The sequence below is a fragment of the Anaerolineales bacterium genome (assembly GCA_016928575.1).
Lineage (GTDB): Bacteria > Chloroflexota > Anaerolineae > Anaerolineales > RBG-16-64-43 > JAFGKK01.
In genome coordinates this window covers 1-26,021 of sequence record JAFGKK010000097.1, presented here as the reverse complement: position 1 = coordinate 26,021, position 26,021 = coordinate 1, and the positions used below count along the sequence as shown (strand labels likewise).

Annotated in this window: 19 protein-coding genes; 13 read left to right on the top strand and 6 right to left on the bottom strand. The window is 58.9% G+C overall.

Annotated elements, in window-relative coordinates; genetic code table 11:
* The first annotated feature begins 110 nt into the window (after positions 1–110).
* From JW929_12455 to JW929_12415, 9 genes are all read left to right on the top strand, one after another.
* Positions 111–953: a hypothetical protein gene (locus JW929_12455; GenBank protein ID MBN1440211.1), complete on the top strand. Its 843-nt coding sequence runs from the start codon at positions 111–113 to the stop codon at positions 951–953.
* A 143-nt stretch (positions 954–1,096) separates the two neighbouring features.
* Complete coding sequence (locus JW929_12450; protein MBN1440210.1) at positions 1,097–4,072, top strand: DEAD/DEAH box helicase family protein; 2,976 nt, start codon at positions 1,097–1,099, stop codon at positions 4,070–4,072.
* A gap of 45 nt (positions 4,073–4,117) precedes the next feature.
* The gene (locus JW929_12445; GenBank protein ID MBN1440209.1) at positions 4,118–5,053 is read left to right on the top strand and encodes a hypothetical protein; all 936 of its coding nucleotides are present in this window, start codon (positions 4,118–4,120) and stop codon (positions 5,051–5,053) included.
* An 88-nt stretch (positions 5,054–5,141) separates the two neighbouring features.
* Entirely contained in the window at positions 5,142–6,122 is a 981-nt protein-coding gene (locus JW929_12440; protein MBN1440208.1) for a DUF4268 domain-containing protein, read from the top strand.
* 82 nt (positions 6,123–6,204) lie between these two features.
* Positions 6,205–7,467 (top strand): NERD domain-containing protein, encoded by a 1,263-nt coding sequence (locus JW929_12435; protein ID MBN1440207.1) that lies wholly within the window; start codon positions 6,205–6,207, stop codon positions 7,465–7,467.
* A 26-nt stretch (positions 7,468–7,493) separates the two neighbouring features.
* Positions 7,494–8,036, top strand: a complete 543-nt coding sequence (locus JW929_12430) for a hypothetical protein (GenBank protein ID MBN1440206.1) — start codon at positions 7,494–7,496, stop codon at positions 8,034–8,036.
* 523 nt (positions 8,037–8,559) lie between these two features.
* The gene (locus JW929_12425; GenBank protein MBN1440205.1) at positions 8,560–10,005 is read left to right on the top strand and encodes a hypothetical protein; all 1,446 of its coding nucleotides are present in this window, start codon (positions 8,560–8,562) and stop codon (positions 10,003–10,005) included.
* Between the two features lie 6 nt (positions 10,006–10,011).
* Entirely contained in the window at positions 10,012–10,251 is a 240-nt protein-coding gene (locus JW929_12420; protein ID MBN1440204.1) for a hypothetical protein, read from the top strand.
* A gap of 21 nt (positions 10,252–10,272) precedes the next feature.
* On the top strand, positions 10,273–11,529 hold the full coding sequence (locus tag JW929_12415) for a cellulase family glycosylhydrolase (protein ID MBN1440203.1): 1,257 nt from the start codon (positions 10,273–10,275) through the stop codon (positions 11,527–11,529).
* 194 nt (positions 11,530–11,723) lie between these two features.
* Here the strand turns inward: JW929_12415 and JW929_12410 are convergent, their stop codons facing one another.
* From JW929_12410 to JW929_12400, 3 genes are all read right to left on the bottom strand, one after another.
* The gene (locus JW929_12410) at positions 11,724–12,062 is read right to left on the bottom strand and encodes a hypothetical protein (GenBank protein MBN1440202.1); all 339 of its coding nucleotides are present in this window, start codon (positions 12,060–12,062) and stop codon (positions 11,724–11,726) included.
* A gap of 463 nt (positions 12,063–12,525) precedes the next feature.
* A complete protein-coding gene (locus JW929_12405) occupies positions 12,526–13,560 on the bottom strand; it encodes a PD40 domain-containing protein (protein ID MBN1440201.1) in 1,035 nt (344 codons plus the stop codon).
* 310 nt (positions 13,561–13,870) lie between these two features.
* The gene (locus JW929_12400) at positions 13,871–15,376 is read right to left on the bottom strand and encodes a PD40 domain-containing protein (protein MBN1440200.1); all 1,506 of its coding nucleotides are present in this window, start codon (positions 15,374–15,376) and stop codon (positions 13,871–13,873) included.
* Positions 15,377–15,951: 575 nt separating this feature from the next.
* Between JW929_12400 and JW929_12395 the strand changes: the two genes are divergently transcribed.
* Positions 15,952–16,386, top strand: coding sequence for a J domain-containing protein (locus JW929_12395; GenBank protein MBN1440199.1), 435 nt, complete (start codon positions 15,952–15,954; stop codon positions 16,384–16,386).
* A 310-nt stretch (positions 16,387–16,696) separates the two neighbouring features.
* Here JW929_12395 and JW929_12390 read toward each other — a convergent pair whose 3' ends face one another.
* Positions 16,697–17,575, bottom strand: a complete 879-nt coding sequence (locus JW929_12390) for a hypothetical protein (GenBank protein MBN1440198.1) — start codon at positions 17,573–17,575, stop codon at positions 16,697–16,699.
* 523 nt (positions 17,576–18,098) lie between these two features.
* Here JW929_12390 and JW929_12385 point away from each other — a divergent pair.
* Complete coding sequence (locus JW929_12385) at positions 18,099–20,402, top strand: right-handed parallel beta-helix repeat-containing protein (GenBank protein MBN1440197.1); 2,304 nt, start codon at positions 18,099–18,101, stop codon at positions 20,400–20,402.
* A gap of 3 nt (positions 20,403–20,405) precedes the next feature.
* Positions 20,406–21,065, top strand: coding sequence for a hypothetical protein (locus JW929_12380; GenBank protein ID MBN1440196.1), 660 nt, complete (start codon positions 20,406–20,408; stop codon positions 21,063–21,065).
* A 643-nt stretch (positions 21,066–21,708) separates the two neighbouring features.
* Here the strand turns inward: JW929_12380 and JW929_12375 are convergent.
* A complete protein-coding gene (locus JW929_12375; protein ID MBN1440195.1) occupies positions 21,709–22,929 on the bottom strand; it encodes an NERD domain-containing protein in 1,221 nt (406 codons plus the stop codon).
* Positions 22,930–23,033: 104 nt separating this feature from the next.
* Positions 23,034–23,297, bottom strand: coding sequence for a winged helix-turn-helix domain-containing protein (locus JW929_12370; GenBank protein MBN1440194.1), 264 nt, complete (start codon positions 23,295–23,297; stop codon positions 23,034–23,036).
* Positions 23,298–23,991: 694 nt separating this feature from the next.
* Here JW929_12370 and JW929_12365 point away from each other — a divergent pair.
* Positions 23,992–25,656: an HD domain-containing protein gene (locus tag JW929_12365; GenBank protein MBN1440193.1), complete on the top strand. Its 1,665-nt coding sequence runs from the start codon at positions 23,992–23,994 to the stop codon at positions 25,654–25,656.
* The last annotated feature ends 365 nt before the right edge of the window (positions 25,657–26,021 follow it).

Here is a 26,021-nt window from a genome sequence, read left to right as displayed (position 1 = left end):
GGCGGGGTAGATATTTTACCAACAATTCGGCACAGAGCCTCTGAGTGCATCGTTCAACAGGAAAGCCCCCTTTTTGCAGTAGGGTCAGTTATGCTAGTGGTGCAGATCGAATGCTTAAAACAATACTGCTCGATAAATCATTTTTCACGGAGCGTGGCCAAAAAGAATTTAATCAATTATTTAGTACTAAAGCGAAATTATTCCAATCTCCAAAATCCCCGTTTTTACTTTCCCAATTGATGCAAACTGCGACAACGGATTCTGACTTGATATTGGACTTTTTTGCAGGATCGGGCACTATTGCCCATGCCGTTATGGCACAAAATATCATCGACGGTGAAAATCGGAGATTTGCGATTGTTCAACTTCCGGAACCGCTTGATATCGAAAATGATGATCAAAAAGTATCAGCAGAGTATTGCGACAAACTTGGGAAACCAAGAAATATTGCTGAATTGACAAAGGAGCGCGTACGCCGAGTCATACAAAAATATAATGAGTCTGAAGCGAGTCTACTCCCAATAAATGGCAAGCGGGAACGCGGCTTCCGTGTTTATAAACTGGCCAATTCCAATTTCAAGAGTTGGGATGCACAAACTCCGAAGGACGCTAAGGTGCTTGACAAGCAACTCGAACTGCATATCGAGCACATACGTGAGGGCCGCACTAGCGATGATATCCTCTACGAACTCCTGCTAAAGAGCGGCTTCCCGCTCACCGCGCCGGTCGAGCGCCTGAAACTGGCCGGAAAACAGGTATACGGGGTGGCGGGCGGGGCGATGTTGATTTGCCTGGAAAAGGAACTGACGCTCGAAGTCCTGCGCGCGATGGCGGAGAAGAAGCCGGAACGGGTCGTCTGCCTGGACGCCGGATTCGCCGGGAACGACCAGCTCAAGACGAACGCGGTGCAGATTTTCAAATCTGCCGGTGTGACGAGCTTTAAGACGGTGTGACATGGATCCGAGCGACTTCGAAGGAACGACCGCCGGAAGCCGTCGCGAAAAATCGACCGTAAGAGTAAATTGTATTATTTAAGGAAAAAATGCAATTTAAGGCCGGACTTATGCACTCGCGTGCAATTGCCTGAAGTGGAGCCATGAAACTTCAATTTGACCCCAACCAGCCCTTCCAGCTCGAAGCCATCGCGGCGATGACGGGTCTGTTCGAAGGCCAGCCGCAGGGCGCTCCGGACTACAGCGTCATCCGCGTCGGCGATTACGGCCAGCTCTTCGCCGGCCAGGCGCGGACCGAACTCGGAGTCGGCAACCGCCTGCTCCTGGACGAAGACAAGCTGCGCGCCAACGCGCGGACCGTCCAGACCCGCAACGACATCGACGTTCCCGATCCGGCGGCCCCGCTCGAAGCTTGGGAGCTTTTCGATCCGGCGGCGGACGCCGCGCGGCAATGCCCCCATTTTTCGGTCGAGATGGAGACCGGGACGGGAAAGACCTACGTCTACCTGCGGACCATATTCGAACTTTCTTCAAAGTACGGCTTCCAGAAATTCATCATCGTCGTCCCCAGCGTCGCCATCCGCGAGGGGACGCTCAAAAATCTGGAAATAACCGCCGAGCATTTCAAGGTCCTCTACAACATCACGCCGGAGTACTTTGTCTACGACGCCAAAAAGATCAACCGGCTGCGCCAATTCGCCGTCGGCAACACGCTACAAATCCTGATCATCAACATCGACGCCTTTCGCAAGAATTTCACCGGCACCGAGGAAGAACAGAAAAGCAACGTCATCTACAAGGAAAGCGACAAGCTCTCCGGACGCCAGCCGATCGAGTTCGTCCAGGCCGCCCGGCCGATTGTCATCATCGACGAGCCGCAGAGCGTGGACAACACCGACAAGGCCCAGGAGGCGATCCGGGCGCTCAACCCGCTTTGCACCCTGCGCTATTCCGCCACACACAAGAATCCCTACAACCTCGTCTACCGGCTCGATCCGGTGCGGGCCTTCGAGCTTAAGCTGGTAAAGCAGATCATAGTCGCCGGCGCCGCGGCCGAGGGTGGGGCGAACGAGCCTTTCGTCCGGGTGGTGGGGATCGATTATAAGAAGGGCGTCAAGGCCAAACTTCGGATTCACGTCCAGGGCGAGGGCGGACCGAAAGAGAAAACGGTCACCGTCAAAGACGGCACCGACCTGTTCGCCGTTTCCAACGAGCGGGCGAACTACCAGGACGGTTTCTCGGTGGCGGAGATAAACGGCGAACCGGGAAGCGAATTCATCCGTTTCAACAACGGCCGGGTGATGCGCCTGGGGGAGGAAATCGGCGGGATGCGCGAGGACGTCTGGCGGATCCAGATCAAGCACACCGTCAAGCGCCACCTGGAAAAAGAATTGCAGGTCCGGGAGCGGGGGATTAAAGTCCTCAGCCTGTTCTTCATCGACCGGGTGGCGAATTACCGGGATTACGACGAGTCCGGCCGGCCGGCGAAGGGAAAATTTGCGCTGACCTTCGAAGAAACACTGTCGGAGTTTGCCAAAGACCCGCGCTACCAATCCCTGGAATGGCTCAAACAGCCGGTCGAAAAATTGCACAACGGCTACTTCGCCCAGGATAAAAAAGGAGTGTTGAAGGATACGCGCGGCGACTCCCAGGCCGACGACGAAGTGTACAACCTGATCATGAAGGACAAGGAACGACTGCTTTCTATAGAAGAACCGCTGCGTTTTATATTCAGCCACTCGGCTTTGCGCGAAGGCTGGGATAACCCGAACGTGTTCCAGATCTGCAACTTGCGTGAGATGGCTTCAGAGCGCGAACGACGCCAGACTATCGGGCGCGGCCTGCGCCTGCCGGTCAACCAGCAGGGTCTGCGCGTGATGGATGAGTCGATCAACAAACTGTATGTCTTCGCCAACGAAAGCTACGAGGATTTTGCGCGCGGCCTGCAGACCGAATACGAGGAGGAGTGCGGCGTCACGTTCGGCAAAATACCGCTGACGGCATTCGCGAAACTGACCCGGGCGGCCGATGGGGTGGAACAGCCGATCGGGCGCATTGCCGCCGAGGAAATCCAATTGGCGCTGGTCGAACAAAAAGTAATCAATCCGGAGGGCTACATCCAGCCGGTCTTCGATCCGCGCCGGGCGGATTTCCATCTGGAACTGCCTCCCGCGCACCAGGAACTGGCCCCGGCTGTTGTGGATCTGTTGGCCGCCTATCAGCTGGAGCGCCACATCCGCAGGGAGAAAGATGAGCGGACCAACCACTTGCGGAAGGAAATCCAGCTAACACCTGAGTTCCAAGAATTATGGAACCGGATCAAGCCGAGAACCACGTTCCGGGTTGAGTTTTCCACCGACGAGTTGGTCCGCCGGGCGGTGGACGCGATCAAACAAATGGAAAAGATAGAAATTCCCATCGTGCGCGTCACAGCCGGAAAGGTCGATGTATCCAAAGGGGGCGTTGCGGCCACGGCGCTGAGCGTCGCGGAAGAAAGGCCGGAATTCGGAAGCCATCCCATCCCGGATATCCTCGCCTACCTGCAGAACGAAACCGAGCTGACCCGCGCGACGCTGGTCCGCATCCTGAAGGAATCCGGCCGGCTGGCGGAGTTTTTCAACAATCCGCAGCGATTTATGGATGCCATCGCGGCTTGCATCAAATACGAATTACACCGTTTGCTGGTGGATGGGATCAAGTACGAAAAGCTGGAGATCGGCGGGAAGGATGCCGAATGGGAAATGATGCTCTTTAAAAACGAGGAGATGATCAACTTCCTGAACGCCGAGCAGGTGAAGAAATCGGTCTACGAATACGTGGTGTATGAATCCGAGGTTGAACGCGAGTTCGCCAAGAAATTGGACGAACGCGACGACATCAAGCTTTTTGTCAAACTGCCGGATTGGTTCCAAATCGACACCCCGATCGGGAAATACAATCCCGATTGGGCCATTGTGAAACATAATGACCAGACGATCTACATGGTTAAGGAAACCAAAGGCACGCGCGACTTCCTTCAATTGCGCACCTCCGAAGCGGATAAAATCCGCTGCGGGAAGAAGCATTTCGAGGCGCTGGACGTGCCGTTCTCGGTGGTTGTGGATGCGGATGAGGTGTGATACTGAACATCCGGCTGGAAAAATATCAGAAATTCGAGGAGGGATATGCCGCTTTATCAAATCTCAGACCATAAGCTGGCGATCGTTGAAATTCAAAAATTCCCCTCTGAGAAACACCTTCAGGCATTAATTGAACGCAACCTGGAGACGGTTTTCAATTGCCGCTTCGTGGCATCCGAATTACCGACCGGCGCCAAGCATGGCGGAAGAATAGATACCCTCGCGATCTCCGAAGAAAATAATCCGGTGATCATTGAATATAAAAAGAAGGAAACAGGAGAGTTGGTGACGCAGAGTCTATATTATCTGGCGTGGATCCATGATCACAGGGGCGATTACGAAGTTGCGGTACGAAAATCATTGGGCAACAACCTGGAAGTTGACTGGTCCGATGTTCGGGTCATTTGCATTTCCCCCAACTACTCGAAATTCGATCTGCATGCCGTCAATGTTATGGGGGCCAATATTGAATTATGGACATACAGGTTATACAAAGACCAAAGCCTGTATTTGGAAAAAATCCAGACGCAAGAAGCTTCTGGCGTGGAAGGGAAAACCGGTGGTACCAAGACCCACGGAAAGATGGGGGCGGGGAAGAAGGCGGCGATTACCAGAGCAAGCGGAAATTACTCTTTTGAGGAGCATATTACAGGCAAATCCGAAAAAGTCAGGGAAATTGCGCTTGCCGTACAGGAATTCATTCTTGGGATCGATCCCGCAATCGAAGAATTCCCGAAAAAGAACTATGTAGCTTACAGAATTTCACAAAATATAGTTTGCATGGAGGTCATGAAGCAACAGGCAGTCCTTTGGATAAAATTAATCCCAAAAGAAATCGGCCCGCTCCCAAAGATCGCCAGAGATATGACCAATATCGGGCATTATGGAACAGGCAATCTTGAAATGACCCTAAAAAGCCTCGATGATTTGGAAACCGCCAAACCATTTATTGAGGCGGCGCATAAGAGGGTGGGGGGATGAAAACGCTCGTCTATTGCTGTATCAGGTAAAGAAAGCGGATATTTATAATCATCGTATTCTCGATTGATCGTCTTCTCAGGAGGAAAACATGCCCAAACCAGCTATGGGACGGCTTGAAAAAGTAACTCTTCGTGAGGTATGGAGAAGCGAAGCCGGCGATTTTACGCCATGGCTGGCGTTGCCGGAGAACCTGGCGCTGCTTGGTGAAACGGTGGGCATGGACCTCGAGTTGGAAAAACAGGAAAAAGAGGTGGGTCCTTTCCGCGCCGACCTGTTATGTAAGAACACGGTGGACGGTTCCTGGGTGCTAATCGAGAACCAAATCGCGAAAACAGACCACAACCACCTCGGACAAATATTAACTTACGCCGCTGGATTGGAGGCGGTGGCTGTTATTTGGGTGGCCGAGCATTTTACGGAGGAGCATCGAGCTGCGCTGGATTGGCTAAACGAAATTACACAGGATAAATTTGTATTCTTTGGATTGGAAATAGAAGTATGGAGAATTGGCGAATCTGCCCCGGCGCCAAAATTCAACATCGTGAGCAAACCTAATGAATGGTCGAAAGAAGTGCAAACTTCCACATCGGTTGGAGAATTAACCAAATCAAGACGCCTACAATTGAAGTTTTGGAACGCTTTTCACGAATACATGAGGGCAACAAGTACAATTAGATGCCAAAAACCCGGCGCTTATAGCTGGATGAACCATTCCATTGGCCGGAGTGGCGCGCATCTAGCATCTGTCGCCTCTTTGTTTGACTCATCAAAAAAGGCTTTTGGCGGTGAGAATCGAGTCGAGTTGTATCTCGATGGTCCGGAGGCAAAAGACTGGTTTTCTCGTCTCGAGAAAGAAAAGACGGATATCGAAAAAGAACTTGGCACGACTCTATTTTGGCACAATCCGGCTGATTCAAAAATGTCCAGAATATATGTGCGACAATCTGCTAATTTGCACGACGAGTCAATTTGGAACCAGCAATTTATTTGGTTACGGGAAAATCTCGAATCATTTACGAAAGTGTTTGGGCCGCGGGTAAAAGAGATGGATCGTGAAGACCAAATATGAATTCGTAGACCCATTCTCTGTATATAAAAAAAGTCCAAACAACGAATAAGCAATTATTACAATATTTTCTTCGGAGGGGATCATGGACCTCAACGAAGCCCGCAAAGTCGTCTGGATCGGATCGAACCGCCGCCCGCTGGGGGAGCTGCTGGATATCGGGTATCTCAACCAGGAACGGCTGACCTGGGCGGTGGAACACGTCAAGAATCCTACGGTCCAGCAGGCCGCGGCGGTTTTGCTCGATTGGTTGAACAAATCCGCGGATAGCGGCAAACCTCGGGAAAAAGCGACCTCTTCTTTGGGGCAGGAGACCCTGCCGGGTTTGGAGCTGAAACTTACGCTTGAGAAAGCCAGAGAAGTTCCCTGGCCGTTTTCCCCGTACAAGGGCGAATCGATGGGCCCGCTGGTGGAAAGCCGCAAACTTTCCCTGAAGGACCTGAGTTACGCGATCGATAACGCCTGGGATTCGAAAGTGAGAGAGGCGGCCATCGCCCTGACTGCGGTCCGCCTGAGACAAATTGTCAGGGAGCCGTTGCCTCCCAAAGGGCATCTGAAGGTCTATTCACGGGGAAGAAGTTTTTCCGAGCGGCGGCAACTGCAAATTGCGATGATCGAAGGATTGATCTACGGGTTTTTTCTGGGAATCGGAGCCGCAGCGATTTACTATTTCCAATTCATCCAGGAGCATAAGACGGCCGAAGAAATATTTGGCGGAATCACCATTTCTCCCGGGTGGATTCTTGCCATTGTCTTGGCGCTGGGGATTATTGTTGGAATTCCGGTGATATTGTTGGCGGCTGTGGAGTGGGGGATGAAGAAGCTTGATGGCCAAGTAGATCGATACCGAAAGGGGCAAGAGGGGGAAACGAAAGCCGCCGACATCATGGCGGGGGTCATGAACGGCGAGTGGTCGCTTTTCCGCAACCTGGAGATTCCGGGTTGGGGCGGGGATGTGGATGCCGTATTGGTCGGACCGACCGGAATGTGGGCGATGGAAATTAAGAATATTTCCGGCCGGTATCGCAACACGGGCGACCGCTGGGATCGCCTTTCCGGAGATAAATGGGCGGAGTGGAAGAAAAATCCCAGCCGACAGGCGCGCAAGAACGCCGCCCGGCTGGGCGCGTTTCTGAAGGCGGATGGGATCACCCAATGGGTCAATCCGGTGGTTATTTGGACCGACCCTGACGCGCCGCTTGAGGTGGAAAATCCGTCCGTCGCAGTCTGGAAGCTGGAACGGCTGGAGGATGAGTTGGGCAATATGCAGGAGGGGAAGCGGATGGCGGAAAACGAACGAGGGCGAATTCTTGAAAAATTGAGAAAGGTGATTGAATCGCGGAAGTAATTTCTTGCGGACAATGATCCACGGTCATGGGAGGATCGACGCGTAAGGATGGCGAACTAACCGCCCGCCTGGGCGAATCCCTCCACAGGGAACTCTTTCCCAAAGATTATCGCGTCTACTACGACCACGGCCCCTCCGATGCCGAATGCGTCGGCGCCATCGCCGCCTATTGGGGGGATGAGAAGCACAGGGATACCAAGCTGGCCGACCTCGATATCGCCATCGTTGACCCAAAAGGCCGGGTCATCCTCCTCATAGAAATCGAAGAAAGCGACGACCGGCCCAAGACGATCCTCGGCGACGCGATGGCGGTGCTGACGGCGGATCATATTGATTTCGAGGGTGAGCGATTGGATGGCATCGGCGAATGGACCGCTTTGCTGATCATCTCGAAAGGCTCCGGCGAAGGACACGAGAGGCGTCGGCGGGTGATCGAGGAACGGTTAGAGATGATCCGGGCCGGCGTTCAGCCCGGCAGGATCCGCCCCGGCGCGGTGAAGGTGAGATTGTTTGAGGACGAAGGGGATTTGCGAGGGATTGTGGGGGAGAATCTGCAACTTTCCGAGTGACATTTGGAAAGCCATCGCTTGACCATCGACCATCGAAAACCTGACGATGGACGATGGGCCAAGGGAAAAAAACAAGCTCCGGCAATGATTTTTCCTCCATGCGCTTCGTGGGTTTGTGTACCAGCAGGGGGCTTAAGCCCCCGGGCGAATTGGAAAAGGCGCATTTGTGAAAAAGACGAAAGGGATCAGCTCCCGGGGGAAGTAGGTGAACGACGCAGGCCGTCGGCTGATGGGATACCGCCCTATTGTCATTGCGAGGAGTGCCAGCGGTGATTTTCCGCTGGAACGACGAAGCAATCTCCTTCGCGTGAAAAAGGGGGAGATTGCTTCGTCGGGCCGGCGCCGAAGATCGCTGCGCAAGCCCTCCCCCGACCCAACCCGCCGGGGCAGGGCTCGCAATGACAATGAAGAGTCTCCCTCCGGCGGACGCGGGTGCGTCTTATTCCCCGAATGGAAATGGCCGCGCCCTCCCCGCCCATCAGGTACAATTCCATCCGTCCACCCCGTCCCGACCGGAGGAACAATGGCCAAACGCAACATGGCCGCGCGCAGGAAGCACCGGCAATCGGCGAAGACGAAGAAGGCGCAACGGAGCCGTCCCCTTCCGCAACATCCCCCGTATTCCGAGACCTGGGAGAGGGAACCCGATCGGTCGCTGGAGGCGAAGCTCTTCGAATACTCGCGGGAAATCTTCTCCGCCGAGGAATTCCAGCGCGCGTCGGAGATGTTTTTCAAACCGCTGGAAGACGCGCGCGATTGGGAAGAGGGCGAACTCGTCGGTTTGTTTATGGAATGGTTCCTGAGGGATTGCCGCCTGGAGGACGGCGCGAGCGTCCTGGAGGAATTCGCCGGAGCGACGGTAGCCGCCTTGCCGGATGCCGAGCGCGCCCTGCTGTGTCGGTGGATCGAGACCGGCCAGCGGCGCGTGCTTGAAGTGCGTGAAAAGCTCCCCGGGCACCGCACGCGCATGCGCGATATCCTCACCGGCGAGGAGTGGGAGGTCTTCGACCGCTCGCTCGCCGCCCAAGCCGTCCAATGGGAGGTTTACTTCGCGCGGCTCTACCCGATGCCGCAGGCCATGGGGATGTTCGGCACAGCCTTCCTTCTCAATCCGGAGGATGCGCCCGCGGTGCGTGCGTTCCTGAAAGCAATGCGCTCGGCCGCGCAAGGACAAACGACGGCGGAGTTCTACCGGAATTTTTGCCCGGTTATCCTGAAGGAAGTCATCCGCTTGCAGAACGAGCGTCTCCGTCCGCCGGTGATCCTCACGCCGGAAGGCGATCCGATCGAATTCGGCGTGATCCGGTTCCGCCTGATCGACCGGAAAGACGCGCTCGCCCGCCTGAATGCGATGCCGGAGGTCGAGCCGGAAAACCCGGATGCCGGCGGCCGCTCGGTCTTGCGCTATGTCTGGTTGGAGCCGGTGGAAGGCCCGATGCTGAAAACTCCGCCGCGAGCCGAGGGAATGACCGACTATTCCTTCCAATTGACGACGGACGGCAAGGAAGGGATGGAATCGAAACGCATCCTCGGCTCCCTCCGCGTATCCCGCGGATGGCTGGAGCTGGAATGCCTTTCCCGGGAGCGGCTGGAACGCGGCCGGACTCTCTTTTCGAAAATCCTCCTGGGCGCCGCGGAGGCGGAGCCGGGCATCCATCCGCCCCGGCCCGCGGAAAAGAGCGGAGGGAAGAAAAAAGAATTTCCTCCGATAGTGATCCGCGAGATCGAGGAAAAAATGAGGCACAAGTTCAGCGCGGAATGGCCGGACCAGAGCATTCCGGCGCTGGACGGGTTGACCCCGCGCCAGGCGGCTGCCGATCCGGAGGCGCGGAGCAAACTGGAAGCTTTGTTGAAGGGGATGGAGGTTCAAAACGCGCGGATGGAAGCGGCCGGCAAGCGGGCGGTGATGGATGCGGCGGGCATCCGCAGGGAACTGGGAATGGAGGCCGAAGATGATCCGACGGCTTGAGGAACGATGCGCCGTCTGGAAAAGGATGCGGCGGCGTATCCGCTCGGTGAAACCGGGCGGCCGCTTCAGGAGAAAACTTTTTTCCCGCTGAGTCAGTTTTATAAAATCGACTATTGCACGTTTATGTCCGGCGAGGCGGGCATCGTTAACCAACACGGGGCATTAACCCCGGCGCGGAGATTTTTCCGCGATCGCAGATCAGCCGCCGGAGGTTATCCTTTTGCGGGCATATCCGCCGGAAGATAATCCGCCGCCATCGGAGCGTCCGTGGGAAAAATCTCTCGAACCGGGTTCCTGAAGCTGGTCGCCTCCCTCCTCGGCGGTTGGCTGGGCGCCGCGCTCCTGAACGCCTGCGGCGTTCCCGTGGACGAAGCGGCGCCGGCTGCGCCGACCGTTGCCGGGCAGCCGGCCGTACCCGCAACCGGCGCACCCGCTCCGACGGCGAGTTCGTCCCCCGCCCGGTCCGAAGCGGATGAATCCCGTTTGCGGGGAATGGCCGTGATGTGGAATGAGCGGATGAAGGTCCGCGGTTCCCATACCCTCGCGGATTCGCCCTCGAAATCCTGGTTTACCTTCGAGGACGCCGCGCGGTTGCGGCAGGCCGGAGCCACCTGCCTGGAAATGCATCAGATCGGGCTCCCCGAATTAATGCCGGAGCGCGATGCGCCCGACGAGGCGTTCTTCGCCCGCTGGGTGGATACCTGGGTCGATTGGTGCGCGCAAAACCGGCTTCACTGCATCCTGAACGTCACCGGCTTCGGCGCCTGGGCGGATTGGGCCTTCTTCCTGAGTATGCCCGGCTGGTTGTGGGACGGCTTCCCGCAGGCGCCGACCTTGGCGGACAAGCCCGCCTGCGATTCGTTCATCCGGGATTTTTTCGACCTCGACGCGGCCGGGCAGGACCGGAACCGCGCCGCATTCCTCAACCTGTGGAAATACATCGCGGCGCGTTACCACGGCCATCCCAACGTGATCTTCAGCATCATGAACGAGCCCTTCTGGAACGTGGAAATCCCGGATGCGGCGGCCGCGGTCCGCCTCGGAAAATCCTACAGCGCCTTCATGGAACAGATCGTCGCGGGCATCCGCGGAGAAGGCGCCCGGCAGAGGATTTTCATCGATCTGCCCTTCCTGATGGACGCGGACTGGCGGTTCACCGTCCGGCCCGTTGAGGGGGAGGACGTCGTCTGGGAAGCCCACGCCTACGGGAACATTTGGGAACCCCACAACGGAACCTTCGAACAGATCGCCGACAGCTTGGTGCGGCTGTTCGTCGAGGATTTCCAAAGGCCACTCTTCATCGGAGAATACGGCTTCAATCCCATCCGCAGCATCCGCACCGACAACGGATCGGATTGGAAGGCGATGCTGCAGGGTATGACCGCTTACCTGGACGGTCTCCCGGTCCTGGGCAGGCAATTCGTCGCCTGGGATTATTTATGCGGCGAGTATGGATGCTTCTCGGGGGAATCGGACCTGTCGACCGCCGAATCCAATTGGATCCTGGAGACGGTCCTTTCCTGAACGCCCTGGCGGGGGAGAGGGGCGGATGTTCAAACCGGCAGGATTCTGAAGATTACAAAGGCGGAGCAATTGGATCTGGGCGGGGGTTTGACCGTCGGGTTTTCGATCCGCGGTGTCGGCCGCGGATCCTGCCAATGACGGGCGGGTGGCTGTCCACCATTATCGCAGCGATAATTCCGTCCTGTGCGAAATCCTTACTCCGCCCTGCTTTTCGCTTCCTCCTCCTCGCGCGCCGCCTGCCGTTCCTTCAACTCGCGCGTCTGCTGGAGGTCGACCCGGCGCTGATCCTCGGCCCGCGCCCGGCGCGCCTTATCCTGCTCGCGTTCCAGCGCTTGCTGTTCCGCCTGGCGCCGTTTGCGGTCCTGCTCCTGCTGGAGCTCCATCCGGCGCTGTGCCTCGGCCTGCGCCCGGCGGGCGATTTCCTGATCGCGTTCCAACTGCTTTTGCTCCGCCCGGCGCTCGAGGCGTTCCCGATCCTGCTCTTTCTCCTGCTTCTGGCGTTCGTCGGCTTGGCGTTTCAGGTCGTTGTTCATGGGATCAGTGTAGCATGGATAAGGTGGAAAGAGTAGACGGGATTGACAGGATGTGATTACGAGCCTGCCCCGGATGGAGCCTGTCCCGAGCGGCTTGTCCCGAGCGAAGATGAGGGGGTTGCTCGCGCTGACAACTGAGAATCCCTGCCTGGCGTCGCCCCGCTGTCATTACGAGCCTGCCCAGGGGTTCGGGCCGGGGGAGGGTTGGCGAAGCCAACCCGACGAAGCAATCTCCTTCGCGTAAAAAGGGGGAGATTGCTTCGTCGGGCCGGCGCCGAAGATCACGGCGCAAGCCCTCCTCGCAATGACAACTTGGATTCCCCGCTCGGCAACGCTGTTACGTCTTCTCACAGAATAATCCTTAAAAAACTGATACCTCAATACCCATTAATAATCGCAAGCGGCAATGGTCCATGCCCGCCCCGGAGCGTTCTTGTCTGGGGGCTATCGTCCGGGCTCGGTCCTACCCGACCGCCCACGACCAATCCGGCTGGACGCCGTCCGTCAGGCACCGGGAAGCGGCCGCCCCCACTTCCTGGATGCAAATTTTGTAATCCTGCTGGTAGGCGATGAACCGGCCGTCAGGCGACCAGGTGGGATTGGACGCGCCGAAGTTTTTTCCGCCGGGAACACCGGTCAGCGCGGTCTTCGAATTCGGATCCTCCACCGGGATGATGAAGATCTGCGACCGTCCGCTGCAGTTTTTCTCGTACGCGATCCGCATGCCGTCCGGCGACCAGACGGGATTGAAAAGGTCGCAGGCGGGCTCCGGCACCAGGGGGTTCATCGCGCCGCTCGCGGGATCCATCAGGTAAACCGGCCCGCCGTACCAGAACGCGATCCAGACACCGCTGGGCGACCAATCCGGGCTGTCGCTGTTGATCGGCAGGGCGGGGGAGAGGTTCCGCGCGTCCGTTCCGTCGGGGCGCATCAGAAACAGGTCGGTGTACCAGAACGGACCGTTGGGGTCCGCGCGCATGCTCTGATCGCTGGTATAAACGAGCCATTCCCCGTCCGGCGACCAATCCGGTTCCACGTGGTCGCCTTCGCCGGTGATTTTTACGAAGCCGGATCCGTTCGCATTCGCGATGCCGATCTTCCAATCCACGGCGTAGGCGATCCGTTTTCCGTCCGGAGACCAGGATACTCCTTGCGGGATCCCGTCGAGCTCGGCGACCAGAGTCAGCTCGCTCCCATCGGCGCGCATGGTGTAGAGGCCGTCGTTTTTAAAGAAGGCGATCTTGCCCAGGTCTTTGAGCGCATCCTCGGTCGGCGTGGGGGAGGGCCGCTTGGTTCTCACCGCCGTCGGGGCGGAGGTCCGGCTCGACGTCGAAGTCAGGCGTTCGGTGGCTGTGGGTTCGGCGGTCCGGCTCGCGGTCGGGGTTTCGTTGGCGGTCGGGGAGGCGGCGGGCGGGAGCGGGGTTGCGGCGGCCTGGCAGGCGGAAAGCAGGATCAGCAGCGGGAAGAGAAAGGTGAAGGGCGGAATCGCTTTGCTCATCGCGTATCCCTCCGATCAAGGCGGCTGCCCGGCATTGCGGATATCCACCCGCGGAATAATCCGCGCAGGACGAATTTGGCGGGATTATCCGGGTTTTCAACAAAAAATGCACACCATGGACGATGGACCATAGACCATGGTCGGTTTTCTATGGGAAGGGGTATTGGCGATCGAGTTATTGTAAATCAACCGCCTGGATGCAACTACTATCAGTAAAGACGCGGCCCTCCCTATCAATCTAAGTCCATCGTCCATCGTCCATGCCTGCCCCCGAGTGTTCTTGTCGGGGGGTCTGTCGTCGGTTTTTTTTTCACCCCTCCCACCATGCCAGATCGGAATACCCGTAGGCGTGCGTGAGGCCCGAGGCCAGCTGGGCGGGCGCCCAATTCGGCGCCTGCGCGCGGAACAGTTCGCCGGCTGCGGTGACGAAGTAGAGCGCATCTCCGGCGGGCGAAAAGAGCATCCCGTCGCCGAAGGCGATCCGGCCTTCGAAGATCTGCCGCAGCTCCGTCCCGTATGCGCCGACGAAGATCCCTTCGGTGTTGATCAGCGCATCCGTTGCCGCCCACCAGCGCCCGTCGGGCGAGAGGGTGGCCATGCGGATGGCCTGCACCGGCAACGCGCGGATCTCGCCGGCGGGGGAAACCTCTAGCAGCCGGCCGTCATCAGTCTGGGCGAGGAAGGCGCCGAGACCATCCTCCCATTCGATCTTGCGGATATTTTCACCGCTGAGCAGCCGTGGGGTGCGGTCGGCGGCCGTGAGAAGGTACACCCCGGGCCGGGGGGGTTCTTCGGCATACAAAGGCATATCCGGCGGTTGCGAAAACAGCACCACGCCCGGGCCGACGGCGACGTCGCTCATGCAGCCTGCGAACACCACATCCGCCTTTTGCGCGGAAAGATCGACCAGGCGCAGGTGCGTGGGACCGCAGGGTTGCCGCCGCGTGTGCGCGATCAGCGTGTTGCCGTCCAGCCAACCGGCCGCGGCTTCGTCGCCGCTCCGCTCGAGGATCTCGTACAGCGAAAAGACTCCGCCGCCGTCGGCGCGTGCGGCGTAGAATCCTCTGACTCCGTATCCGGCGCCGGTGCCGAAGCCCGAAACCTCGCCGTGCACGATCCACGCTCCGTCGGGCGACCACAGCGGCCGGTAGGATTGCATCGGGCCGTCGGTCAGGCGGGCGATCCGCCCGTCGTCAAGGTAATACTCATAGAGGTCCGCCGAGGCCCCCTGCTGGGCGCCGATGAAAGCCAGCCGCTTTCCGTCCGGCGACCAGGCGAGGGAACTCTCTTCGGTTATCGCGATCTGGACCGGGTTAGTAAACTCCGTGCTAGGTTCGGCGCCGGGCGGGATGAGCGGAATCGCAACCGACGGCACGGCGCCCGAGAGGGACATGATGGTGAGCGTCAGGTCGGGGTAAGAGCCGAAGAGACGGGTAGGATCGTAGAAACCGTAGGGAAGGGAAGGATCGGCGGAGGTCGAGATATAGGCGAACAAGCCGCCGTCGGGCGAGATTGCCCGCGAAAGCGGGCCGGGCAGGATGACCCGTCCGGGGATACGGATCCCGGCCTGACAGCCGTCGGGCCGGCTCATCCACAAACCCTGTTCGGTGTTCACCAGCAGCCATTCATCCGCCGCGGGCGGCTGAGCTTCGGTTTCTGCGGAAGAGGGCGCGGCAAGCGCCGGCGGCGCGGCGGGCGCCGTGGTCTGAGTCGTCGGCTCCAGGCCGACCTGCAGCGTGCAGGCCGCCAGCAGCGTGACCGGCGCCTGGGCGGCGATTCGAAGCAGGTGAACTTGCGGCATGGAAATTCGCTTCATGGCATTCTCCCTTGAGAGCCATTCTATATGAAGAAACGCCGATTTTCGGGGCTGTTACAGAACTGTAATTCGATCCAGGATTGTTCGGGGAGATTCAATGAAATCGCAAATTGCGCGCGCCGATCGGCGAGGGACCGCGGACCATGGACGATGGACCATGGACCGTCAAGAAAAACCGACGCTGGACCTTGGACCATCGGCCATAGACGTTGGTTGGATTTCTGCCGATGCTTCACAACTGGCACGCGCCGCTTAACCGCGCATACGGGCTTAATCGAAAAACCATCTATCAAAGTATGTTTGTTCGACCGTCAATCGTCCATAGCCGGTTTTTGCCTCGCATGTTTGTTGTGATTCATCTACCGGAGTCTGACCCTCGGCTATCGTCCATGGTCCATCGTCTCTCGTCCGGTCTCGGACCTTACCGTTGGCCGACAACCCGTGACCTGCCCGACCCTCTTTTTTTCGATCGGCGTAGTCGGCGGTCGACCGTCGCGAGCGGCATTCTTCCAAGGTCCTGTTAATAAACCAATTAATCCAAGCCGCGGTCCGACAACCCCGCCTATAATAACGGTATGCCCGACCCCTACGCCGTCCTGCAGGTCGCCCGCAACGCCGAGCCCGAGGTGGTCGCCGCGGCCTACCGGTCGCTGGCGCGCAAGTACCATCCGGATAAAACCGCCTCGGCCGCAACCACCAAGCGGATGCAGGAACTCAACGCCGCCTACGCGGTCCTGCGCGATCCGGCGAAGCGCAAGCGCTACGACCGCGCGCACCCGGTTAATGCGGCGCCCATCATCCGGCCGACTGAGGAAACGATGATGTGGTGGGGATCGGACGACGAGGAAGAAGAATCGCACTGGGCCACCGCCTACGCCCGCCGGCGGGGCGCCCCGCAGCCCATCCCGCGCAGAGGGTTCTGGCGGCGCCATTGGGGCTGTGCGGTGTATCTGGCCTTTGCGGCGTTCGCGTTTTGGCAGGTGGTCGCGGCGGTGGTTCTGAAAATGTGAGATTAAGAGCAATAGACAGGATGTACAGGATATTTCAGGATTGACAGGATGAGATCCGCCCATCGACAATAGCCTCCCGATAATGGCGCTCGGGGTCAGGCTTGGACCGTCGTCGAGGGTGGCCGTCTACCGTTGCCGTTGGGACAATTCGTTCAAGTAAAAACATGTCCGCGTGGTATTTGGGGTGAAACCGGATTGCTCCAGTCCTCGGCTGTGGTTCACGGTCTATTGTTCATGGTCGATAGTCGGATTCCATTCTGTCAATCCTGCACGATCCTGAAATCCTGTCCCTCGGATTTTTCCCCCCGCGTTATTCCAACAACATCGGCTTAATTAACTGCGAACCCGGCAGGGGAATCACTTCGTAGGGGTGTCGGTAGTCCGCGCCGATGCAACCGACGGTTTCCGGTTGCGGAGCGAGGGCCGTGTGCGAGCGGATGCAGGTCGGATCGAGGTAGCGCCAGCGGCCGTCCAGATGGATCCCCAGGTAAATGTGTTGGGTCCCGTCGTGGGCCTGGGAGTGGACGACGGTGATCCAATCCGGCAGAACGCCCACCCGGTAGAGCAGGGTGGCCATGGTGAAGGATTTGGAATTGCATGCCCCGAGCGGAAGGACTCCGAAGCGTGCGAACACCTTGGCCAACTCGCCGATCGAGGGCCAATGGTGGGTGGGCGTCGAGGCGAGCTCGTGCAGGTAGTTCCAGGGCTCCTCGTAGCCGGGCTCGTTGATGATGATCGTGTGGCTCGTCATCCACTGCCACAATCCGCGGATCCGGCGCCAGCGCTCGGCGTTGTCGGGCGCTTCCTCGGCCGGCAGGCCGATCGAAGCCAGCAGCGCGCGGATATCCCGGTTGTCTTCGTGTATGTCGGGGTAGAAATTTTCCGGCGGGCCGACCAGAATCCCGTCGTCGCGCCAACAGCCGCCCTCGTCGCAGGTGTAGGCTTTCTCGCCCTCGAAGAGGGTCTGCTCGACGATGTGCGGTTGAGTCTCGGTCGGAGTCGGTTGCGGCGCGGGCGAGGCGCTTGCCGTGGACGTCGGCGCGGCGGTGGGCGCGCCGGAGGTGGGCGGGGCCGCCGCGAATGCCGTGAGCGAGGCCGCAACGGCCGTCTCCCGCGCCGCAGAGGGCAGATTGCAGGCGAGGGAGAGGAGGATCAGGCCGGCGGGTAGGATAACAGCGCGCTGCTTCATTTGCGCTTGAGTATACCGCCGATGGACATGAATATGTCCATAGGCCGTAGACCATGGACCATGGACTATCGACCATCGTCGAGTGTTGGTCTATTCCTGAATCCCCCCAGATACCACGCAGACAATAATAAATATTCACCGGCTGGTTCGACGGGAAGCGGTCGGCGCTAACTCCGCGGCGATGGACCATCGTCCATTCTCGGGTTTGCGATGGTCCATGCCTGCCCCGGAGTGTTCTTTTCAGGGGGGTCGATGGTCCATGGTCGATAGTCGATCCGCATCCTGTCCCCGTGGTTTTTCTCCCCCGCCATGGCGGGGCGACGGCGGCCGGAAGGTGCGAAGTAGGACCAATGGAAGGCCGGAAATGCCTTGAAAACAGGGCGTCATATGTCATTTGTCCCTATCCCGCCCGCGCCGGAAACTTGTATAATTTCCATGCAATTTGTTTATCCGCCCTTATTCATCGGAGCAACCCGGGTTCGCCACGCACCGGGTTTTCCATCTCCGTAGAAGGAGAAAAAATATGAACAAAAGCAAACGCTGGATAGGCGTGGCTACGGCTATGGCACTGGTCATGTTCCACCTGTCGCCGGCAATACGCGTCCTCGCCGACGACGGCCCGACGCCCGAAGAAACGCCGGTGGTGACGCCGACCGAGGAGGCGGTTCCTTCCGAAACGCCGGAACCGGCCGCTACCGAGGAAGCAGCGCCGGCCGAAACGGCGGCGGATCCGACGGAGGAAACCGCTCCCGAGGAGACGCCGGCGCCGGATGCGGAAGAAACCGCGGCGCCGGAAACGGAGGCAACTCCGACGGAGGAGACCGCCCCGTCGGAGACGCCGGACCCGCAAGACACTCCATCCCCGGATCCGGAAGGTACTCCGACGCCGGACTCGGAGGAAACCGCTGACCCGGATCCGGAAGAGGACGCGGCGGCGGAATCGGATTGTGTGCCTCCCACCGAGGAGGAGATCGCCGCGGCGGAAGCGGCCGGCGAAGAGCCGCCGCCCGCCTGCGAAGCCGAGGAGATCGAAGAGGTCACCGTTTCCTACAGCGATCCGATGTGGTGCCCGACCGGGCAGGTCCCCGGCGATTCGGGCTGCACTCCGTCGTTCGCCACCATCACCGAGCTGATCGACTTCCTGATCGCCAACTCCGCCACCTACTACGGCGACGGCGCGATCTACTTCCAAGCCGGAGACTACACCGGCCCCGAGGAGTACGTCGTCATCGACTACAGCGTCGTGCCGCAGCTCGGCACGCTGGAAGTGCTCGGCGGATGGGATCTGGATCCCGACGGAGGCTACAGCGGCAACACCGGCGAAACCACCTTCACGGTTCCCGTGATCGTGGTTTGGGATGAGGACGTCACCATCGCCGATGTCGCCGTCGACCTCTCTGCCTCCCCGACCTCCGACAGCGGCCTCTCGGTCTTCACCGAGGGCGACGTAACGCTGGAGAACGTCCAGGTGACCGGCGGAGGGAACGGCGCGGTGGTGGACGCCGGAGGCGACGTAACCGTCCGCGGGGATCCGGGCGTTCCGGGGGATGCCAGCGAGTTCAACGACAACACCAACACCGGCTTGCTGATCTACTCCTCCGGAACCGTCACCCTGACGGACGTGGTCGCCAACGGCAACCGAACCGGCATCTTCATCGACAACTCCGACGGCGCCGGCTCGGTGAACCTGACCAACGTCTTCGCCAGCGACAACGGCTGGACGGGGGTGGATGTGCGCTCCGCCGGCGACATCACCCTGGATGGAGTGACCGCCGACAACAACATCGTCGGCGCGAACCTGGAAGCCGCGGGGGCCGGGAACGTCTTCGTCGGAGACAGTTCCTTCACCGGCAACACCTCCAAGGGCATCCAGGCCGTCACCTATGAAGGCAATATCGTCCTCGACAACGTGCAGGTCGACTGCCTCGACGCTCCCGGCAGCATCGGAGCCTGGCTGAAGACCCGCAGCGGCGGAACGATCACCGTCCTCGGCGGCGTGTTCACCAACGCCGAAACCGGGCTGTTCATCGTCGGCACGGGCGAGGTGGTCCTGGAAGGCGTCGCAGCCTCCGGCAACCTGGGAGACGGCGCGAAGGTGCAAAGCGGATGGGTGTTCGCCTGCATCCCGCCCGACGGCATCCCGGTGACGGTGGACGGCGGAACCTACCAGGACAACGGCGGCTACGGGTTCGTGGTCTATCCCGGGCCGAACGGGACGGTGACTCTCGCCGGAACGATCGCCTACGGCGGCAACGGAGCGGGCGACAACGACATCGACCTGACCCGCACCTGCGTGCCGTACGTGGAAAAGCCCGCCAAGCCCTACCAGGTGGTGGAGATCAGCGGCCTGGGCGACGATCCCGTCACTCCGGATTGCGAGCACTACTCCGGCGTGATGATGATCCTCCCGGATCAGTCGCGGATCAAAGTGGCCTGCCCGGCCGAAGGCGAGATCACGGTCACCAAGACGGAAGAGCAGGATCTTCCCGCCGCGCCCCCGCAGGGCGTCGTCCTGGTCGACGGCTACACGGTCGCGACCGATCCGGACGGCCTTCTGGCCCAGGGCGGCTCGATGCAGATGTGCTTCAAGATTCCTCCCGGCGGCGAAGGCCAGCACTACGCCATTCTCTACTGGGATGAATCGGCGAACAACGGCCAGGGGGCGTGGATCGAACTGCCGATCGCGCAGTTCAACGGCCCGCCGTTCCCGCTGCACCCGGATACGCCCGAGGACGGCATGCTGATCCTCGTCGGCGTGCAACAGTGCGGCGACTGCGTCTGCGTTACGGTGACCTTCTCCGGAACGTTCATCCTGGTGGCGCGCTGAGGCATGGCGAAGAAACAGGTCTCCAAGAATCGAGGGACGGGGAAACCGTCCCTCGATTCTTCCCCCGGCCTCTACATCCCCTTCCGCTGGCTGGTCCCGGCGCTCGGGGCGGCGGTGATCCTAATGCTGGTGATCGGGATCGGTTCGGCGGCCAATCCGCCGGCCGCCCCCTCCGCCACGAAAAAGCCGACCCGCGCCGCGGATCCCTGCTCGATCGAGCAGGTGCGGCCCGACGTGGAAAAAGTCCATGCCCTCATGCTGGAGTTCTACGACGCTTCGGCGCTGGCCTCCCAGACTCCGGCCGAACAACTGCTGACCGTCATCCCCACCCTCCAGGAAATCCGCCGCCGCGCGGAAGCGCTGAAGGTTTCCTCCTGCCTGGACGTGCTGCGCTCCTACCAGGTCTCGCACATGAACATGGTGATCAACACCCTGCTGGCGTTCATGGCGAAATCCGATCAGTCGATCCTGATGGAAGGGATCGTCCAAGCGCGCCTGCTGAACGAGGAATATAAAAAGGAAAAGGCGCGCCTGCTCGGCGAAACCTACCTTCCGCCCGTCACCCGCACGCCCCTCCCGACTTTGGGAACCGCGGCCGGCACCGGAACGGGAACCGTGACGGCGCTTGGATCGGAAACTCCCACCCTCACCCCGATGCCGTAAGGCGACAACCGACGATCGACCCTCGCCCATGGTTGACGGTATGGCGCCTGTGGGTTTCTTCATTATGTTGATCAATACGCTTTGCTGCCGCCAGGAACCACTCCTGAAAAAAGGACGCCGTGTTTCCGCCGCTTCGTCAATAATGGGAAAGCCTGTTCGGGTTGAGATTCGACGTCCTGCTCGACGGCTTGACCGGCCCTTTTTTCGAAAGCGAATAGCCTTTCCACGACAAGCGGCGGTTCGGCTGTCGGCGGGGAAACGCGGCGATTGCGTTCAGGTGACGATCTCCCCGGCGGCTACGCCGGAGGAGTTACCCCGGGCTCGCGAGGCGTTTCCGGCCGTAATCCAAGGCAAGCAGATTCGGCGGAGATATTGACGCGGATCTCCGAGCGGTACAGGGAGGCCGAACGGGTGTGGGTCATCAACCGGGAAATTCCAAACGAGGAAGTCCTGAAAGAGATGCGTGAGGCGGTGATGCCGGTGGGCTGGCTCGTGGGCACGAAGCGGGGGGCTTGCCGCGATTGTCCGCCCCGTCCTTGACGAGGGCGCGGGTTTACCCCTTTGGGGGAGAATCCTGCCGGAGGATCTCCGGAAAGCAGAACGCCCGACGGTTTGTTTTCCCCCGGCGTTACAAAGACCGCGGTCAATCTGCGACCGGAAGCTGCATGACGTCCTGCGGCCTGGCGTCGAAGGATATTACCGTTATCCAACCACCGCGGTAGGGGGTGATTCCGGTGATCCGCAGCCAATACCCGTCCTGGGTGCGGGCGTCCAGGCGGAAGCACGTGCCCTGCATCGCGCTCCCGATCATCGGATCCATTGCCGACGGCCCCGAGCGGATGTAGGCGTTCGTCACGGCGGTGCACATCTCCGGCTGGGTGACGCCGCTCACCCGGACGGCGAGAAATCCGAGGACGGCCGCGATGCCAATCAAAAGAAGGATCGCCGGAACGACTCCCTGCAGATTCCATTTCGGCCGGGCGGCTGGTCTCCCTCCGCCCTCCGCCGCGGATTCCGTGGATGGCGCCGGCGGCAACGGGGAGATTCGGACGGCGGGCGCGGATTTTCCGACCTCCGCATGCAATTTTCCGGCCATCGACTCGACCCGCTGGGGGAATAGTGAAAAAGGTTGTGCGGAGATCCAAGGGTGAAGCTGCGCCACGGGAAGGACCGCCGCCTTCAAGTGGCCCTCGGCATCGACGGCGGTTTTCGGATTCGTGAACACCGTCACGGGGGCGACCCGGCTCTCCAAAACCGCTTCCAGCGCGCCGGCGGCGCGGACGATGTGGTCCGTGGGATCCGTGATTCGCTTGATTGGATGGATCAGCGACCGGCGCCAGTTCCATTCGGATGTGGTGCGGTCGTAGATCATTTTCCCAGACCGCCTATCGGCTTCAAGCGCGAATATCCCCCCGGGTCCGAGGAGGACCTGATCGATATCCTCGTCCTGGTCCAACAGGGTGACGCCCGAGAACAGGATCCAGCGGTCGTCCAAGTCCGCCAGTGCTCCGGCGACGGTATGTTTTGCGATTTGGCCGGTCCGCCGGTTGAGGAACACGATCCAATCCAAGACCGGCTCCCAGATTTCGCGGGGAGATATCCCTTCCGGCCGGATTCCGGCCAGATGGCGGCCCAAGGATGACAGGACCGAGGCGACGATGAAAACGATCAGGAAAATGACGAACGCGTGATTATTCTGTTTCCATCCGGATTGGGACGTTCCCCCGAAGCTGGATGCGAACAGTCCGAGAAATCCGAGGATCGAAAGAATATATGCTCCGGCAAGGAACAGACGGGAACAACTTGGCCTGCCGGAATCACCCGTGTTTTTCGCGTTGTATCGTTCCACCAGCACTTGGCGCATGGCATCCTCCCTTCACCAATCCCGGATCCGGCCGCGAAGGGGTCGTTTCCGGGTAAGCGATCCTCCCGGGCGGCGGCTTGGTTTCCTATTGCGGCGGCTTCAGTTTATATTCCACACCCCACACAATCTCGATATTTTCCACCCAAGCGCCCGAGTTTTTTCCGCAAGCGCAAGACGGCGTTGTCGACCGATCGGTCGCCGGTTTCGTATTTCCCGATCCACACCGTTTCCAGGAGGTAATCGCGTGCGATAGGGTCGGCTAGGTCGATTTCGTCCTCCACCAGCAGGAAGGTGGTCATGGGCATGATTATACCGGCGGTGGGAAAAACGCGGGGCGCGGCCGCGGCGGCGCGGATGCGTCTATCCAATAAGCAATCCTGCCAATCGTGTTAAAAAAATAACCACTCATCCCAGGGCAACGATGCCGCGTCGCCTCGATCCATAATCCTGTCGATCCTGCGAAATCCGGAAATCCTATCCGTGAGACATTGCTCCATCGCCGTTCAAGTCCGCCCCATGTAAACGGAGGAGAGTGCTTCGTCGCCCTGGCTTCGACAGGGCTCCTCGAAATGACAGTCGGGCATTCCCCTTCGGCAACGATGACGCGTCGCCTTAATCCATAATCCTGTTGATTCTATAATGTCCTGAGATCCGGTCCTCATCCGACGATGTCATTTTAGCATTCAACCGGATGAAATTGTCTCCGTTTAACACGGTGATGGGAAGAAAAGCCTTGGCAGAGGGAATGCCGTCGCGGCAAAACGCAAGGCCAAATATCCTCCTTTTACGCACATGTGTTTGTATTTGCCGCTGAGGAAGGGTATAATGGACTACACACCATAATTATCAAAAAAAAGGATCTTCGCGCCTTTTGGCGAAAATTGCGCAGAAGGAAACCGTCAAACGCGATCCGTCTGGATCGGGTTTACGCCAGCCGCACGAATTCGGTGATGATCCCGCCAAGCCGGTCGGCGGAATTCACCCGCAGGCGGGAGGCGGCAGAAGCGGGAAAAGCGCCCCGGGCGGGTCGCCGATCATCCTACAGCCGAACAGGAGCCCTGCATGGCCGAACCGTTTATCCCGTTGGGTGAGAAACTCCGGCAGGCAAGCCCCGACCTTGCCGACGAATTGGATATGCAATGGAAGATCGCAAACAACGAGTGGCTGCCGGCTATGCCCTCCTCCGGCGATTCCTCGAACAGCGCCCCGCACATTCGAAACATCACCCAACATTTAAATGAATTGTTGGCGACACTCACGCGGCACAATCCGAAGGCAAGCGTTTTGCATATGCGGCCGATTGAGATCTACCTGCTCCTTGCTTCCGCGTTGTTTCATGATATCGGCCAAATCAGCATGTTCCCGGGCGACCATGGGGAAGAGACGCGGCAATACCTGATCGGAAACCACGATGCCCTGGGCATTCGCAACCGCGAAGTAGCTCGCAGCCTTGGGAATATTTGCGCCTGCCATACCGAAAAGCCCGGAAGGAAAAAGGATGACTCTTGCGGGGCCCACCTTCGCGACGTGGTTATCGATCCCTACGGAGAGGTCCGCCAAAGAATGATTGCTGCCTTGCTTACGTTGGCGGATCATATGGATTGCGCCCAAACCCGCGTGATTCCGGATTATTTACGGAAGACCAAAAGCATTCCAGGGAACTTCCGGAACATCGTTCAGGGGGTCTTTGCCGATCCGGCGGCCCGGCTTGTACGTACGGTCCTTATTCTCGAAAATCCAAAAGAAGGAAATGGAACAAAGGAGAATTCGAACCAGGACCGCCAACGCGAGAACCCGGTTGGGCCGGCGACAGTAAAAGAAGGTGTTCAAGGAGAGGCACCAAGGAATAACCAGGACCAGTTGTTTTACATAGAGGAAAAAAACGAGGATTGGAAGTGGTGGGCGCATCAGATGGAAAAAGCGTTGCGCTCTATTCCCGGCGAAAGGTTGGCGGAGAATCTCGCCGACGGCAAAACGGATATCCCTGAGGGGGAATATACGAGAAGACTCGCCGATGTTTTCACTCCATTTGGTCCAGAGCATGGAAAGACGAGAGAGGATGTCAATCAAGCAAGTAAATTAGGGATAATAAAAAGGAGACTGCAGAAAACCTTCGGGGAGTTGGAACACAGCGGTCCTTTTGATCTTACGGAGCAATTGTTGGCATGGAATATTATTAAGATAAAGACCAAGCAGCCCGAACGCTGGTCGAATCGCACGTTGGTGGCGATTGTTCTCGGGGATTTGCGATCCAATCGGGAGGCATTGGGAAACATCCGCGAGCATCTGGCCGCCGTGGATCTTCCGCTCGCGTCCTGGTTGATCGATCACGAAGAAAGGCTCTATACGCCCGACTGGCGCGAGTCTTACGAGCCTCGTTTTTATATCGATTATTTGACGGAAGTGGCCGGAGCGATGTGGGATCTCAGCCGGCGGGTAATTGGCGCTTCCGAATTCACCTACGACGAACTGGCTTCGCATATGGGCTTTCACGATGTCGGAAGAGTACGGATGGCAGTCAGACGGATTCCCGGTTTGACCGCTAGGTTGGTGGAAGCAAGCATCCGGCGGGAAGATCCGGAACAATCGAGGATTTTCCCTTGGACGAATCTCCTCTGGGTCGGCGAAAAGACTTGGAAGTGGCGGGTTAATGCTCGCGGCCGGGGGTGCGCATTCTTCTCCCTGGCGCAGGTTATTCGATGTATTTCCGGCTTACAGGACCCCTAAATTTTCCTTCGCGCCGAGGTCATTCATGATCAACTCCTCCGCAAATCCCAATCCGTCACAATTGGAACATGACGAAAGGCGGAATCTATTGGGCTTGGTTATGGGTTTTCCTTTGGATCACTTGCTGGAGCAATCGGTTGAGATCAATAAGCCGTATCTTCGGCAACCGGGGATCCGGCTGCCGGCCGGGAAGGATCCGGGAACCGGTAACATTATTATCTGCGGACCACCCGGTTCCGGAAAATCCACTTTAGGGCTGCAAATGGCGGTGGCATGCGCTATACACAGCGACTTAAGTTATTGCGCATATTAGAAAATTGTGATAATCTCAATGCATGAAAAAACTAAAAATTGCCGAGGCAGAG

Coding starts and splice junctions, on each gene's coding strand:
- JW929_12455 (MBN1440211.1), top strand. CDS start 111: ATGCTTAAAACAATACTGCTCGATAAATCATTTTTCACGGAGCGTGGC.
- JW929_12450 (MBN1440210.1), top strand. CDS start 1,097: ATGAAACTTCAATTTGACCCCAACCAGCCCTTCCAGCTCGAAGCCATC.
- JW929_12445 (MBN1440209.1), top strand. CDS start 4,118: ATGCCGCTTTATCAAATCTCAGACCATAAGCTGGCGATCGTTGAAATT.
- JW929_12440 (MBN1440208.1), top strand. CDS start 5,142: ATGCCCAAACCAGCTATGGGACGGCTTGAAAAAGTAACTCTTCGTGAG.
- JW929_12435 (MBN1440207.1), top strand. CDS start 6,205: ATGGACCTCAACGAAGCCCGCAAAGTCGTCTGGATCGGATCGAACCGC.
- JW929_12430 (MBN1440206.1), top strand. CDS start 7,494: ATGGGAGGATCGACGCGTAAGGATGGCGAACTAACCGCCCGCCTGGGC.
- JW929_12425 (MBN1440205.1), top strand. CDS start 8,560: ATGGCCAAACGCAACATGGCCGCGCGCAGGAAGCACCGGCAATCGGCG.
- JW929_12420 (MBN1440204.1), top strand. CDS start 10,012: ATGCGCCGTCTGGAAAAGGATGCGGCGGCGTATCCGCTCGGTGAAACC.
- JW929_12410 (MBN1440202.1), bottom strand. CDS start 12,062: ATGAACAACGACCTGAAACGCCAAGCCGACGAACGCCAGAAGCAGGAG.
- JW929_12405 (MBN1440201.1), bottom strand. CDS start 13,560: ATGAGCAAAGCGATTCCGCCCTTCACCTTTCTCTTCCCGCTGCTGATC.
- JW929_12400 (MBN1440200.1), bottom strand. CDS start 15,376: ATGAAGCGAATTTCCATGCCGCAAGTTCACCTGCTTCGAATCGCCGCC.
- JW929_12395 (MBN1440199.1), top strand. CDS start 15,952: ATGCCCGACCCCTACGCCGTCCTGCAGGTCGCCCGCAACGCCGAGCCC.
- JW929_12390 (MBN1440198.1), bottom strand. CDS start 17,575: ATGAAGCAGCGCGCTGTTATCCTACCCGCCGGCCTGATCCTCCTCTCC.
- JW929_12385 (MBN1440197.1), top strand. CDS start 18,099: ATGAACAAAAGCAAACGCTGGATAGGCGTGGCTACGGCTATGGCACTG.
- JW929_12380 (MBN1440196.1), top strand. CDS start 20,406: ATGGCGAAGAAACAGGTCTCCAAGAATCGAGGGACGGGGAAACCGTCC.
- JW929_12375 (MBN1440195.1), bottom strand. CDS start 22,929: ATGCGCCAAGTGCTGGTGGAACGATACAACGCGAAAAACACGGGTGAT.
- JW929_12365 (MBN1440193.1), top strand. CDS start 23,992: ATGGCCGAACCGTTTATCCCGTTGGGTGAGAAACTCCGGCAGGCAAGC.